Here is a 14557-nt window from a genome sequence, read left to right as displayed (position 1 = left end):
ACCCCCTCTCCCCCCCCCCGCCTCCCCCCCCGCCCCGCCCGCGCCCGGGGGGGTGGGGGGGGTCCCCCCCCCCCGCGGGGGCCCCCCCCGCCCGCTCTCGTTTACCCCGTGCCGCCCCTCAACGGCCGCCAGGCGCTCCTGCGGGGCGCCGACACTGCCGCCGCCCGTCTGAGCGCGCGCAGGGCGTCTGATGCCCGCGTGTAGACGCCGGGACTCTCGGCGCGCCCGCAGCCGCTCCCCCACGACACCAGCCCGATCAGCCGCCCCCTGGCGACCAGCGGCCCCCCGCTGTCCCCCTGGCAGGCGTCCTGGCCGCCCCCGTTCGCGCCGGCGCACAGCATGGACTCGCGGTGGTAGGTGCCGTCCGAGCCGCCGGGATACGCCTCCTCGCAGCGGGCGTCGGGCAGCACGCGCACGTCGGCCGCGCGCAGAGTCCGCGCGTACTCCCCGGAGCCGGTGACATCACCCCAGCCGGAGACCGTGCCGACCGTTCCGGGCGCGTACGCGCGGTCGCCCACCGCCGCCATCGGGATGACCGAACTCTGGGGCAGGGCGTCGGCGAGGATGAGTACGGCGAAGTCCCCGGCGTTGCTGGTCGCGTCGTATCCCTGATTGACCCGGACTTCCCGTACGGCGATCTCCTGGCCCCGGTCGGACAGCAGGTCCGTTCGGCCTGTGATGACCTTCAGGTCGCGCGCCCTGTTCGGCGGCGCCCCCAGGACCTCGTCACCCAGGCAGTGGGCCGCGGTGAGCACGGTGGTCCGGCCCACGGCCACCCCGCCGCAGAACTGGCCCGCCCGGGTACCTCCGAACCGGTCACGGCTGGACAGGGCCACCGTCCAGGGGCTTGCCGACACATCCACCGGAAATCCCCCGATGACGACGCTGTCCGCGGCCGCCGGGGCCGCGGGCACCAGGGGTATGACAGCCGCGGCGGCCACCAGGACGAACGGCCGGGTCAGCGCCCGGACAGCAGGACGACGCATGCACGCACCTCGCTCTGGGACGGTCGGGAGAAACCCAGAGTGATCCAGCGGGACCCGCCTCGCACCCGCGCGACCACGGCGAAGGCCCGGTCCCCCTACGGGAGGCCGGGCCTTGGACGTCGTACGGCTACGACCTAGTCGAGGTAGTCGCGCAGGACCTGCGAACGCGACGGGTGGCGCAGCTTGGACATGGTCTTCGACTCGATCTGACGGATCCGCTCACGGGTGACCCCGTACACCTTGCCGATCTCGTCGAGCGTCTTCGGCTGACCGTCGGTGAGACCGAAGCGCATCGAGACGACGCCCGCCTCGCGCTCGGACAGGGTGTCCAGGACGGAGTGCAGCTGCTCCTGGAGGAGGGTGAAGCTGACCGCGTCGGCCGGGACGACCGCCTCGGAGTCCTCGATCAGGTCGCCGAACTCGCTGTCACCGTCCTCACCCAGCGGGGTGTGCAGGGAGATGGGCTCACGGCCGTACTTCTGGACCTCGATGACCTTCTCGGGGGTCATGTCGAGTTCCTTGGCCAGCTCCTCCGGGGTGGGCTCGCGGCCCAGGTCCTGGAGCATTTGACGCTGCACGCGCGCGAGCTTGTTGATGACCTCGACCATGTGCACCGGGATACGGATGGTGCGGGCCTGGTCGGCCATGGCGCGGGTGATCGCCTGACGGATCCACCAGGTGGCATACGTGGAGAACTTGTAGCCCTTGGTGTAGTCGAACTTCTCGACCGCGCGGATCAGACCGAGGTTGCCCTCCTGGATGAGGTCCAGGAAGAGCATGCCGCGGCCGGTGTAACGCTTGGCCAGGGAGACCACCAGGCGGAGGTTGGCCTCCAAGAGGTGGTTCTTGGCGCGGCGCCCGTCCTCGGCGATGATCTCCAGCTCGCGCTTGAGCTTGGGGGCGAGCTTGTCGGCGTTGGCCAGCTTGTCCTCGGCGAACAGGCCCGCCTCGATGCGCTTGGCGAGCTCCACCTCCTGCTCCGCGTTGAGGAGGGGGACCTTGCCGATCTGCTTCAGGTAGTCCTTGACCGGGTCGGCGGTGGCACCGGCGGCGGCGACCTGCTGGGCGGGCGCGTCGTCCTCGTCGTCGTCGGAGAGTACGAATCCGGCGCTCTCGGTGCCCTCGGGCTCGTCACCGGTCTTGCCGGGAGTCTCCTCGGCCGCCTCGTCGTCGACCAGCTCGACGTCGTCCTTCTTGGCGGCGGTCTTCTTGGCGACCGCCTTTTTGGCGACCGTCTTCTTGGCGACCGCTTTCTTCGCGGTCGCCGTCTTCTTGGCAGCGGCCTTCTTGGCGGTGGCGTCGTCCTCGACGGGGGCGTCGGCGACTGGCGCCGCCGACGTGGCGGCGGCCGGCTTGGCGGTCACCGTCTTCGCCGCGACCGTCTTGGTGGCGGTGCGCTTGGCCGGGCTCTTCGCTGCGACGCTCTTTCGGGTGCGCTTGGGCTCCGCGGCACTGACCATCAGCGTCACACCCTCTTCCTCGAGGATCTGGTTGAGGCTGCGCAGTACGTTCTTCCACTGAGTGGCCGGAATCTGGTCAGCTTCGAAGGCCCGACGCACGTCATCGCCGGCGATCTGCCCCTCAGCCTTTCCCCGCTCGATGAGCGCCATGACAGAGACGGACTCGGCGATCTCCGGCGGGAGCGTACGGGATGTGCTGGCCGACACGAACAACCTCTCGGAACGATGGAAAACGGCTTCCGGCGCCCCGTCCTGGACGGACAGGGGCCGACGACCGCCGACTTGGGGATGAGCCGACGACGCGGGCGGGGGCCGGGAGGATGCACAGCGCCATGAACGGCGTCCATATTCCCTCCGCGGCTGCCACCTCTTAGGTCATCGCGCTGCTCCCGCAAGCGTTACGCCCAATCCAAGTGGCCCGAGTCACACCCCGTAAGCATTCAAAAGATGTCATACACGTACAGCAACGGACAGATGCACTCACTCTTGATGGCGACGAGCGCCGCGCCGCCCGCACGGTACCGGCGTCTCGTCGCACCGCCGGGCCCGGACGGGTCCCTGAGGATCCGGCCGGGCCCGGCGGCAGACGGCATGCGGCGAGGCGGCGCCCCGAGAGGGCGACCCGATCCGACCGGCCCGTCCACCCTGCGCGGGTCAGTGCTCGCGCGGGGCGGGCACCACCCGCTCGACCTCGGGGTGGACGGTGAGCAGTTGACGCATGGCCACTTCGGCCGCCGTGCCGTCGGCGGCCGCGAGGGCCTCGACGATCCGGGCGTGGTGTGACAGGGACGCGTCGTTCGGCCGGTCACATCCGGTGACGGGGTTGCCGGAGACCTGGAGGGCCGCCGAGACGATTCCGGAGAGGTGCTCCAGCATGCGGTTGCCGGAGACCTGGATGAGCAGCGAGTGGAACTCGGCGTCGGCCCGGGAAAAGGTGAGGGCGTCACCCTGCGCCATGGATTGGCCCATGATCTCGACCATGTCGGAGAGCCGCTGCTGGACGTCGTCCCGTCCGTGCCCGGCGGCGAGACGGGCGGCGAGCGGCTCGATCGTCCAGCGCAGCTCGCTCAGCTCGCGGCGCTGGTCGTCGCGCACTGGGCCGTAGGCACGCCATTCGATGATGTCGGGGTCAAGGAGGTTCCAGTCACTGACGGGACGCACGCGCGTGCCGACGTTCGGCCGGGCGCTGACCAGCCCCTTGGCCTCAAGGACGCGGAGCGACTCGCGGACGACGGTGCGGGAGACCTCGAAACGCTGGCCGATCTCCTCAGGCACCAGCGGGCGGTCGGCACCGAGGTCGCCCGAGACGATCATCTGGCCGAGTTGCTGGACGAGTTGGCCGTGCAGGCCACGGCCGCGGTTGCCCCCGGACCGTCGGCCCACACGGCCCAGCTCGGTGTCGGCACCGTCCCAGGAAGGGGCTCCGAGGCGCTCGGTGACGGGCGCGTCGGCGTAGGGGTAGCGGTCGAGGTCACCCGGGCCGGCGAAACCGGAGTCTGCGGAGCGGGCGGCGGTCATCATGGTGTGCGCAAGGGTACTCACCCATCTTTTGTCGGCGCCGTCTCCAACTCCCTTGAGGTCTTTGGTGAAAAGCACACGAAAGGGTGATCGCTCACACCGTCGCAATTGACGCCTTATCGGAAAGAAATGGGCTTTCTCCGGGGAGTTGTGCGCAGAGCATGACGTGAACGGTGCGGACCGTCGTCACCGGACCCTGCCGCGCACCGTCGTGAGCAGGTACGCGCAGACCAGCGCGGTCAGGGACAACGTCAGCGCGCCGCCCACGGGTTGGACGATCACCCGGGCCCCGGCGACCAGGTAGCGCTCCCCGCCGAAGGGCCACTGGAGCAGGAACACCTGCCGCACCCGCATCGGGAATCCCTCTGCGGTCCGCACCGCGGATCCTTCCAACGCCTTCTGTACGAGGGGTACGACGAGAACCGGTACGGCGACCACCGCGGCGAGCCCGGCCGTGGTGGACCGGAAGACACCGGCGGCGAGGACTCCGGCCCATGCGCACCCGACCAGCAGCCCCGCCCAACTGGCGCCGAGCGGCAGCCAGTCGGCGGGAACCCGCGCGACCTCCCGTCCGTAGAAGAGATAGAGCACTTCGGCGTCGCAGCCCACCGTGAGGAAGGCCAGCAGCAGCGCGGTGGCCGCGGAGACGAGGAGCTTGGCGGTGAGCAGCCCGAGCCGTCGGGGCACGGTGCCGCGGTCCACCGCCAGGGCGGGGTGGCGGAACTCGTCGCCGAAGGCGAGCGCGCCGAGCAGTCCGGCCCCGAGGGCCGCGGGCGGCAGCGGAAGTTCCCGCGGCCAGGCGGCCAGCAGCCGTGACTGCGGGGTGTGCCCGAGGCGGGCCAGCAGGAGGACAGTGAGCGCGGACACGGCGAGTACGGCGGCCCCCGTGAGAAACCCCGTGCCGACACCGGCGGCGCGGCGGAGTTCGTAGCGGAGCGGGCGCAGGGGGCTCGGAGCCGAGCGGACGGAGATCGGGGGCGGGAGGGGGGAGAGGCTGTCGAGGGTGAGCGTCGGGGCGGGGTGGGGGGCGCGGGCCGGGGAGTCGGCTCGGAGGGTTCCGTGCGGGGGGAGGTGGGAGGCGGCTGGGGTCTCCGGGCGCATTCCGTGCGTCGGGTCGTCGGGGGGTGCGGACGCGGCGGACGACGAGCGATGCTCGGGGGCGTTGTCGGTGGCGGTGGCGGACAGTGCGTCCACGGGCGAGGCCGCGAGCGCCGCGGCGCCCCTCCGCGCGGGCGGCTCCACTGGGGCGGCCGGACCGGTCCACGCGTTCGTTCCGGCGCCGGGGCCCATGTCGCCCACCTCATCGGCGAGTTGGTGAACGAGGATGCCGTGGCGGAACGCGGTGTCGCCCACCTCGGCACAGGAACTGCCGTACACCGAAAGGCGGTTGCCCTCCTCGCGTACGACTTCCACGGAGCGTCGGGCGGTGCGTGCCTCCTGGGTGAGCAGGGCGGCCAGGCGGGTGGCGTGCGGGCTGCGGATGGCGACGCGGGGGCGCAGCCGGGTGCGGGCGAACTCTCCTGCCTCCTGGTCGGCGACGAGTCTGCCCCGTTCCAGGGTGACGACCCGGTCGGCAGTGCCCGCCGCCTGTCTGGGATCGGCGGTGGTGAGCAGGACCGTTCCGCCCTGTACGGCGTGGGCGCGCAGCACGCCGCACAACCACCGGCCTTCGCGGGTGGACAGGCCGACGGTGGGTTCGTCGAGCACGAGCGTGTGCGGGTCGGCCAGCAGTGCGCAGGCCAGGCCGAGCCGGCGGTCCATGCCGCGCGAGAGTCTGCCGAGACGTTCGTCGCGCAGGCTGACGAGGCCGACCACTTCGAGCACCTCGTCGGCGCGCCGGGCCGGCACCCCGGCGGCGGCGCACAGCATACGAAGGTGTCCGCGGACCGAGCGGGCCGGATGTCCCGGCACGTCGCCCAGGAGTACGCCGACCTCACGCGAGGGGTGGGCGATGCGATGCAGGGGGCGGCCCCTGAAGTAGGTCAGCCCACGCCCCTGTTGGAGTTCGAGCATGAGTCGGAGCGCCGTGGTCTTACCCGCGCCCGATGCTCCGAGGAGCGCGGTGACACGGCCGGCGTGCGCCTCGAAGGAGACGTCGTCGACCGCGAGCGCATGCTCCTTGCGGGGGTTGCTGGTCAGTCCGAAGGCCTGGATCACCCACAGCAAGATAGCGCGCTATGTCCTGTTTTGTGGGCATCGAACACCCGGCTCAGCAAGGGGAATCACCGCACCTCGATGGTCGGCGTCACACCTCGGGGCGCAGCATCGGCGGATTGAGCAGGGTGGCACCTCCGGCACGGAAGAGCTGCGCGGGGCGGCCTCCCTGACGGGTCGTCGTGCCGCCGGTGGGGACGAGGAAGCCGGGCGTGCCGGTCACCTTGCGGTGGAAGTTGCGTGGATCGAGCGCCACTCCCCACACCGCCTCGTAGACACGGCGCAGCTCGCCGACGGTGAACTCGGTGGGGCAGAACGCCGTGGCCAGGGACGAGTACTCGATTTTGGAGCGGGCCCGCTCCACGCCGTCGGAGAGGATCCGCGCGTGGTCGAAGGCGAGCGGTGCCACGGGTTCGCCGTCGCGTCCGTACCCCGTCTGCTGGAGCAGTTCCTCGACGTGTGCCCAGCGTGCGTTGCTGGCGTCGCCGCCCGCGCGAGGGGCGGGCAGATCGGGTGCGAGCGCGAGGTGGGCGACGCTGACCACGCGCATCCGGGGGTCCCGCTTCGGATCGCCGTAGGTGGCGAGCTGCTCCAGGTGAGCGCCGTTGTCCTGAACGGGAACGGCCGGGTCGTGGGCACGCAGCCCGGTCTCCTCGGCGAGTTCGCGCGCGGCGGCCTGCGCGAGATCCTCGTCGGCCCGTACGAAACCGCCGGGCAGTGCCCAGCGCCCCTGGAACGGCGGCTCGCCCCTGCGTACCGCCAGCGCACACAGGGCGTGTCGGCGCACGGTCAGCACGACCAGGTCCACGGTGACGGCGAAGGGCGGAAACGCTGACGGGTCGTAAGACATGCGGCGATCATAGTCGTCTGCCTGACGATAAACACTCCCTTCGTCGGCCGCATCGAGCCTGATCGACTTCCGGCCACCAGGGTGGCCGGCCTTTCGGTCCGGGTGTCGTTCGGCGTTTCCGTCCTGCGAGATCACGCGAGAGCACGCGCGATCACGGTCCCCTTGGAGGCCCCTCGGCAGCCGCCTCGACCTTAACGAGAACGGGGCGGCTGACCCGTACGGAGAAGCCTCCTCGACCTTGGCGAGACCGAGGCGGCTGACCCGTACGGGGAACGGGGCGCCTGCCGCCAGCAGCTCGGCCCGCCCCCTCCCGCCCATCGTCGCACCGAGCGGGGCGCGGAGCGCGGATGACCACCGTCCCGGGGGCGTCCGGACGGATGCCGACGACGGTGGTCAGCAGCAGCGCTCCGGCCGCCGCGGCCGTGACCACCAGCCGGCAGACAGCGCTCGGCGGCGGCCAGAACCTCATTGGCCTCACACTCGGGCAACCACCGACGGCGGACCTGCGACAGCAGCGCGGGCAACAGCCAGTTCGCCTCTACGCCCGTGCACACCGGCGGCAGACGGGCGCCCGCATCCCGTCGAGGGCCGGAGATCGTGGCCAACTTCATTGTCGCGACGCGGAGTTGAGTGGCGGCGCCGTAGTCACCACGCGAGGCACAGAGGGGGTGGAGCCACGCCCAACTTCTGTCGCAGAGTGAGGAGTTGGGTACGGCGCCATGTCCGCCAGACGAGACACAAAGGGCGAGGAGGAGACCCGGCGTTCCCCGCCCCGGGGAACAGCACACCGCCCCGCCCCTCCAAGTCGCCGAGCCCAATATCGGATGGGGAGAGCCTGCGGCCCGGGTTCGGCCCCCCGCCCGCAGCCGCCTCACCGTCTCATGGCGCCTCGCGCCTGCACCTTTACGAGCCCCTCCAGTCATCGGAGCCCGAGCCCGCGAGACCGCCGCTCTACCTGAGTCCGCTTATTCGTCCCCCTCGCTGTCGCCGTTTGCCGGCCGCGGCTGCGGCGAGCAGTTGTCCCGTCGCCGTGCCCCGACGTTCGCCGAGGTACGCGTGCGGGTGCCGCCCGTCGGGGAGGCGCCCGGGCGTGCCGTGTCCCGTGTGGGCGTACGCGGGCGGCGCGCTGCGCCCGTTCCTGGTCGGCGTCCGTCCGCCCCGGATGGACGCGGCCGGCTCTCGACGCGGTCGCCGGCACGGGTACGGCGCCGCCGGCGGGAGGCGGATACCGGAGCGGTGTCGATGCCGTCGTCGGTCGTGCTTCGCGGCACGGCGGCCTCGACGGTCCGCGGGCCGTCAGCCGCTTCGCCCTCCGCGCCGGACCGGCCGCGCTGTTCCGCCCGCAGGCAGCGCCGGATCGACTCCGGGTCGAGACCTTCGTTGCACGCCTGGTGGAGCAGGCGGGCGAAGAGGTAGTCGGGGTCCGCGCCGAGCGCCATGGCCAGCGCCTCACGGGCCTCCAGATCGTCGCCGGTCGACCAGGCCACCCATCCGGCGAGGGTGAGGGGAGCCGCCGCGTGCTCGCCGTACGGGCCTACGCAGCGACGGGCCAGGGCACGCCACAGACGCAGCGCGGGACCTCCTTCGTCGCCCTCCATCCACTCGGCCGCACGGTCGCGGGTCGCACGGTCCTGGAGACCCAGGATCAGGTTGGCGGCTTCTTCGTGGCTGAGGAGTTCGTCGTCACGCAGGTCCGCCTGGAGCGTGCCGGGCAGGGGCGGCGCCTCGGCGAACCGGCGCAGGACGCGTTCGGCGAGCTCAAGGGTTTCGCGCGCCACGTCCGCTCGGCCGGTGCCGTCGAGAATCCGGGGGACCACCGTCAGGCCCGCGGTGTCGAGGGCGGCCTCCTGCTCCAGCACGGCAGCGGTCTCCCAGGGAAGCAGCCGGGCCCGCAACTCGCGCAGCGTGCCCCGCACTTGGAGACCGGCGTAGGCCGCCGCGGCGGCCAGCACGGAGGTGCCGGGCAGACCCATGGGCGCTCCGTCGGCCGGACAGCATCCCCCACCGGGGCAGCAGTACGACCAGAAGCGGCCGTCGGTGATGCACAGCGCCTCGACGACGGGCACGTCGAGGCGACCGCACTCGGTGCGCAGGAGCTGCACGAGCGGGCTCAGCCGGTCCTTGACCTGCCGGCCCGTCTCCCCCGGCGCGGGTTCCTGGCAGACGTAGGCGATCATCTGTCCCGGCTTGGCGCCCCTCCGTTCGCTGCCCGTCACCAGACCGTGGGCCAACTGCCGGGCGACGGAGGCCCAGTCGTCAGGGCTCGCGGGAATGCCGAGCCGGGCCCGGCCGCCGAACCTGCCGCGTCCGGCCCGGTCGTCGAGGGCGACCAGCACGATGCTGTCCTCCGGGCGGTAGCCGAGCAGATAGGGCAGCGCGTCGGCCAGTTCGGCCGGGGTCCGCAGGGTGACCTGATGCTCGCCCCGGTGCCCGTCGCGGGAAGTGAGGGCTGCGGGATCGGGCTGCCCCGCCGCGGCCCCGCCGTACGTGGCGCATCCGTCACGCGCCTCACCGTCACGCGTCTCGCCGTCACGCGTCTCGCGTCCGGCCAGTCCGTCACGGCCGGGCCGGCCGCCGAGCCCGTGAGCGGTGTGCCGCGCCCTGTGCCCGTCCCGCCCGGTGATGTCACCGTTTTCGGCGGAACCAGTCTTTTCGCTGTGATTCGTCATGCATTGACGATCTCGCGAAATTGCGAATCCTGTTTGAGGCTGTGGATAAGTGCGATCAGGGTCATGCCAGAGCCCCGACGACCGCCCCCGCCACCCCCATGATCACGACGTGGTTGGGCTACGTGAGCCCGCCGGATGATCCGCCGCGGCGCGCATACAAGGGAATCCCGTCTACGCGGGCGGTGGCCAGATGTCTAGGCGTCCTGCACCAGCAGCCGGGCGTTGATGGTGGGATTGCCTGCCCGCGCGAGGGGGAAGGCCGTACCGATCGCATCGGAGTGCCCTGGCACGTCGATACGGACGGAAAGCGTCCGGTCCAGCAGCTGGTCCTGTGTCATCCGGAAGTCGATGTTGACGATGCCGTGCTCCACGCAGTTCGTACAGCTCCGCGGATCGTCCGGTTGAAAAAAGAAGCGCTTCGCGAGCGGCTCACCGTCGGCGAGCAGACTCACGACGAACGACCCCGGGATGTTCAGCCGGTCGATCCCCTTCACCCGCACGGAGACGGGGTCGGTGCTCCGGAACGCGAAGGTGCGGTCGGCGTCGATGCTTCCGGTCAGATTCTCCAAAACGCCTTCCCCGGGGCTGATGAGTTCCAGTCGGTCGTACGAGACTTCCGATTCGATCGTCTGGTCGGCGGTCGCGCTGAAGGGTGTCAGCGCGTTGAACGGCGCCGTGAGCCAGTCGGTGTTCTGCCCCAGGGTGGTCCGGAATCCGGTCAGTGTGGTCGCGCCGACCCGCGTCTGCCAGCTCAGCCAGAGGCGGTCGAGGTTGCAGTGGAAGAACCAGAACACCGGGTCGTAGGACGCGACGGTCTGGTTGCCCATCGTCGGTCCGATCGATCCGTGGCCGCCGTCATGGGCCTGGATCGAGAAGTCCTGGTAACCGTTGACGTTGTACTCGCCCCACAGAGACTGGGTCAACGACGTGGCCAGGTCAGCCAGGACGAAGTCCGTCACGTTCTGCGCGATCTCGGAGACCGGGAAGCGTTGGGTCGTGTACGGGAAGAATCCGGTCACAGGGTGCGGCGTCGCGGTGGCGCCGGGATCTGCCGGCAGGACGTACTTGTCGAACGGCGGATGCTGCAGCCGGTCCGGCAGGTCGGTCGTGATGTCCCAGTAGGGAAGGGTCACCTCCTCACAGCCCGGGACGGAGCGCAGCGCGTCCTCGAACTCGAGCAGGTACTGGCGGTGCCAGGGGTTGAAGCGGTCTTCGCGGTGCAGGCACCAACGCTTCGGGAGCCAGTGGTGCCCGGCCAGGGCGAAGTAGCCGTCGGGAGCCTCCGGGGAACGGGCCATGAGGCCGGTGAAAGCTGCCGTCAGCAGGTCGAACTCGGTATCGCTCAGCGTCGTGACGTCCTTGCGCAGCCGGGTCGGGGGCTGCCCGTTCGGCGCCGGCTCGACTGCTGTCGCCGTACCGAGGGGGAATCCGGTGACGATCCAGTTCCGGAACGTCCGTGAGCGTTCGGCAGTCCACTTTCCCTCCGCGTCCGGGGGCATATTCGCGTTGGGCGGAGCGGTCTGGGCGTGAATTGACAGCGCGTTGTTTCTCACCCCGTCGTAGGTACCGAGCTCGATTCCCTTGGCCGCCATGTGTTCCACGTCTTCAGGTCGAAAGAAGAAGCGAACATCGGCCAGATAAGTCGGCGCTGCGATGACTTGGTCAACGACCGGGCTGTTCATACTTCCTCCGCTGGGTCCCAAGAGGCGTTACGGTCGACCGATCGTTGAAGTCGCCAGATTCCGCGAGTAATTGAGTGAGTGAATGACTGAGTGGGGTACGTGCGGGGGTGTTAGCCGAATTTACGATGCCTGAGCGAAATCCGCAGCGCGGTTCGCCGAGTCAAACGTCACCCTTCACCGCCCAGAAGCTGGCCGTCTGACCTGCCCTGACCGGACTGGGACCACTCACGTAGTCCTCCGCGCGCAGCACCGTCCCCCCGAGGCGTTCGGTGACCAATCCCGGTCTCCCAATGGCGTAGGACGATGTCGTCATATTCGTGTGGAAGTCTGCGATAAGACTGTTCGGTCGGCCCTTCCGGTCATCATGCACTCCAATGGGAGACGAGCCCGAAATTAGTCAGTCGTTTCCTTGGGCTGACCGCATCGTCCGGTTCGGCTACGGGTCTCGGCTTCAGCTGCGCGAATCGATGCTTGTTGAAGTCATCCACAGCATCCGGCCGGTCGAGAAGTCTCCTGTACGTGTACGTCCCGGTCAGATCTACGACGTTCACTCCGTCCATCCTTGGCAGGGTGACGCGCATGGAGGATGCCCATTCAGGGTGCTGCCATCGAGCCGAATCCGCGAGCGGGACAGCGCCGACCGGGTGTCGAAAGCGAGGGCGCACGCCTTTTGCGGCAAGGGGATCTCGCCTGACCGGGCGCCGACCCTGTCGCCGCCCGGCAACGTCACGCAGCGCGGCGCGCGGTCGCCACCGTCGATGGCACCGACCCGGCCTTCGCGGTTGCTCAGGGCCGCGGCGGAGCGGTGTGCGAGTTCCGTGCCGCGCGGCGAGCTCAGCCTGCCAGTGCCAAAACCAGCGGAAGAACCTGTTCGCAGCCTGCCTGGCGTAGGAGGCGGGCGCCTACGGCCAGGGTCCATCCGGAGTCGGTGTAGTCGTCGACGAGCAGGACCGGGCCGGGGGTGGCGGCCAAGGCGGCGGTGAGTGCGTCGGGCACGGTGAACGAGTCGGCCAGGGCGCGCAGCCGCTGGGCGGAGTTACTGCGGTGCGCGGCATGGTCGTCCGCCTGCGGGGTGTAGGCCAGGCTGCCCAGCAGCGGCAGCCTGCCGACCCGTGCCACCCCTTCGGCCAGTGAGGCGACCAGCTGGGGGCGGGTGCGCGACGGCATGGCCACGACTCCGACAGGTCGCGCCAGCGCGTCGGGCGCGGCGTCGGCCCAGCCGCCCGGCGAGCGGGCCCAGTCCGCCAACACGGTCACGACGGCGTTCAGCACGTCGTCAGGGACCTGGCCGTCGGCCGCCTGCGCCGACAGCAGGGGCCGCAGCCGGTTGCCCCAGCCGATGTCCGACAGCCGGCCCAGCGCCCGCCCCGTGACTGGCTGCTGACCCGCGGGGATGCGGCCCTTGAGGTCCATGCCGACCGCGGCGAGCCCCGTCGGCCACATCTTGCGCGGCTCCACCTCGACACCCGGCCGGTCCAGCTCACCCGTCGCCGCCGAGAGGGCTGCGGGAGAGACCGCCGCCTCCAGCCAGGGTCCGGCACAGTTGTCACAGCGGCCGCAAGGGACCGCCTTCTCGTCGTCCAGCTGCCGCTGCAGGAACTCCATCCGGCAACCGGTGGTCGCCACGTAGTCCCGCATGGCCTGCTGCTCCGTCTGCCGCTGCTTCGCGACCCAGGCGTACCGCTGCGCGTCGTACGCCCACGGCTGCCCTGTCGCGGTCCAGCCGCCCTTCACACGCTTGACCGCACCGTCCACGTCCAGGACCTTCAGCATCGTCTCCAGGCGCGAGCGCCGAAGGTTCACCAGCGGCTCCAGCGCCGGCAACGACAACGGACGGCCCGCCTCCTCCAGAACCGCCAGCGTGCGACGGACCTGCTCCTCGGGCGGGAAGCCCACCGACGCGAAGTACGCCCAGATCGCCTCGTCCTCCCGCCCCGGGAGCAGCAGCACATCCGCGTGATCGACACCGCGCCCCGCGCGCCCCACCTGCTGGTAGTACGCGATCGGCGAGGAAGGTGACCCCAGGTGCACCACGAAACCGAGGTCCGGCTTGTCGAAGCCCATGCCGAGTGCGGACGTGGCGACCAGGGCTTTCACCCGGTTCGCCAGCAGATCCTCTTCCGCCTGCAGCCGCTCAGCGTTCTCCGTCTTCCCCGTATAGGACGCCACCGGGTACCCGCGCTGCCGCAGGAACGCCGCGACCTCCTCCGCCGCCGCGACCGTCAGTGTGTAGATGATCCCGGAACCCGGCAGATCGCCCAGCCGCTCGCCCAGCCACGCCAGCCGATGTGCCGCGTTGGGCAGCTCCAGCACTCCGAGCCGAAGGCTTTCCCGGTCCAACGGCCCCCGCAGAACCAGAGCGTCCCCACCCCCGGTGCCCAATTGCTCCGCGACGTCCGCGGTCACCCGCGCGTTCGCGGTCGCCGTCGTGGCCAGCACCGGCACTCCTGCCGGCAGCTCCGCGAGCATCGTGCGCAGCCGGCGGTAGTCAGGCCGGAAGTCATGCCCCCAGTCCGAGATGCAGTGCGCTTCGTCGACCACCAGCAGACCGGTGGTGGCCGCGAGTTTCGGCAGCACCTGATCACGGAAGTCCACGGAGTTGAGCCGCTCCGGGCTCACGAGGAGAACGTCGGTCTCACCGCGCTCCACCTCCCCGTAGATCGTTTCCCAGTCCTCCGGGTTGGCCGAGTTGATGGTGCGTGCCTGAATCCCCGCCCGCGCCGCCGACTCGACCTGGTTGCGCATCAGCGCCAGCAACGGCGAGATGATCACCGTCGGACCGGCCCCGCGCCGACGCAACAGGGCGGTAGCCACGAAATACACCGCCGACTTGCCCCACCCGGTCCGCTGCACCACCAGCGCGCGCCGGCGCTCCTCCACCAGAGCCGATACCGCCAGCCACTGATCCTCCCGCAACCGCGCCGGACCCCCCGGGGCACCGACCAGCTCGGCGAGAACGGCATCGGCTTCAGCGCGCAGCTCCAGGGTGTCCATACCCCCATGCAACCCGATACCACTGACAATCTGCGAATCCGCCTACCGTGCCGACGCGAATGCCCTCTCCGGGCGTAACCCTGAGCGGCGCGAGCGGCTGAACAGCCCGAATACGCGCGACGACGTTCCAGGGCTGACCGAGCGGCGCGCCCCGCGCGTGGCAAGGGCGCGTGTCGGCCGGTGAGCAGGCCGGAGCGGGACGGACCCTAGGTCGCCTGTCGGCCACTCCGTCGCACGACCGCTC

At 70.7% G+C, this 14557-nt stretch carries 8 protein-coding genes; all 8 read right to left on the bottom strand.

Annotation, left to right across the window (positions count from 1 at the left end; translation table 11 throughout):
• Positions 1 to 101: 101 nt before the first annotated feature.
• A complete protein-coding gene (locus ABZT12_RS27555; RefSeq protein WP_356389468.1) occupies positions 102 to 986 on the bottom strand; it encodes a serine protease in 885 nt (294 codons plus the stop codon).
• A 134-nt stretch (positions 987 to 1120) separates the two neighbouring features.
• The gene (locus ABZT12_RS27550) at positions 1121 to 2653 is read right to left on the bottom strand and encodes an RNA polymerase sigma factor (RefSeq protein WP_356389466.1); all 1533 of its coding nucleotides are present in this window, start codon (positions 2651 to 2653) and stop codon (positions 1121 to 1123) included.
• Positions 2654 to 3100: 447 nt separating this feature from the next.
• Positions 3101 to 3988, bottom strand: a complete 888-nt coding sequence (locus tag ABZT12_RS27545; RefSeq protein WP_356389464.1) for an FCD domain-containing protein — start codon at positions 3986 to 3988, stop codon at positions 3101 to 3103.
• A gap of 162 nt (positions 3989 to 4150) precedes the next feature.
• Positions 4151 to 6121 carry an ATP-binding cassette domain-containing protein gene (locus tag ABZT12_RS27540; protein WP_356389462.1) on the bottom strand — a complete coding sequence of 657 codons (1971 nt, stop codon included), beginning with the start codon at positions 6119 to 6121 and terminating at the stop codon, positions 4151 to 4153.
• Positions 6122 to 6209: 88 nt separating this feature from the next.
• Positions 6210 to 6968, bottom strand: coding sequence for an NUDIX hydrolase (locus ABZT12_RS27535; RefSeq protein ID WP_356389460.1), 759 nt, complete (start codon positions 6966 to 6968; stop codon positions 6210 to 6212).
• A gap of 965 nt (positions 6969 to 7933) precedes the next feature.
• Positions 7934 to 9637, bottom strand: a complete 1704-nt coding sequence (locus ABZT12_RS27530; protein WP_356389458.1) for a DUF4192 family protein — start codon at positions 9635 to 9637, stop codon at positions 7934 to 7936.
• A 194-nt stretch (positions 9638 to 9831) separates the two neighbouring features.
• Positions 9832 to 11319, bottom strand: a complete 1488-nt coding sequence (locus tag ABZT12_RS27525) for a tyrosinase family protein (protein WP_356389456.1) — start codon at positions 11317 to 11319, stop codon at positions 9832 to 9834.
• 834 nt (positions 11320 to 12153) lie between these two features.
• The gene (locus ABZT12_RS27520; RefSeq protein ID WP_356389454.1) at positions 12154 to 14313 is read right to left on the bottom strand and encodes a DEAD/DEAH box helicase; all 2160 of its coding nucleotides are present in this window, start codon (positions 14311 to 14313) and stop codon (positions 12154 to 12156) included.
• Positions 14314 to 14557: the final 244 nt, after the last annotated feature.

The sequence above is a fragment of the Streptomyces sp. NPDC005423 genome, assembly GCF_040606415.1.
GTDB lineage: Bacteria > Actinomycetota > Actinomycetes > Streptomycetales > Streptomycetaceae > Streptomyces.
Note: the sequence above shows the minus strand (reverse complement) of the source record. Positions and strands in the feature narration are given on the sequence as shown.

What these genes read in the sequence shown, in the direction of transcription:
- ABZT12_RS27555 (WP_356389468.1), bottom strand. Translation starts at nt 986, where the DNA reads ATGCGTCGTCCTGCTGTCCGGGCGCTGACCCGGCCGTTCGTCCTGGTG.
- ABZT12_RS27535 (WP_356389460.1), bottom strand. Translation starts at nt 6,968, where the DNA reads ATGTCTTACGACCCGTCAGCGTTTCCGCCCTTCGCCGTCACCGTGGAC.
- ABZT12_RS27530 (WP_356389458.1), bottom strand. Translation starts at nt 9,637, where the DNA reads ATGACGAATCACAGCGAAAAGACTGGTTCCGCCGAAAACGGTGACATC.
- ABZT12_RS27525 (WP_356389456.1), bottom strand. Translation starts at nt 11,319, where the DNA reads ATGAACAGCCCGGTCGTTGACCAAGTCATCGCAGCGCCGACTTATCTG.
- ABZT12_RS27520 (WP_356389454.1), bottom strand. Translation starts at nt 14,313, where the DNA reads ATGGACACCCTGGAGCTGCGCGCTGAAGCCGATGCCGTTCTCGCCGAG.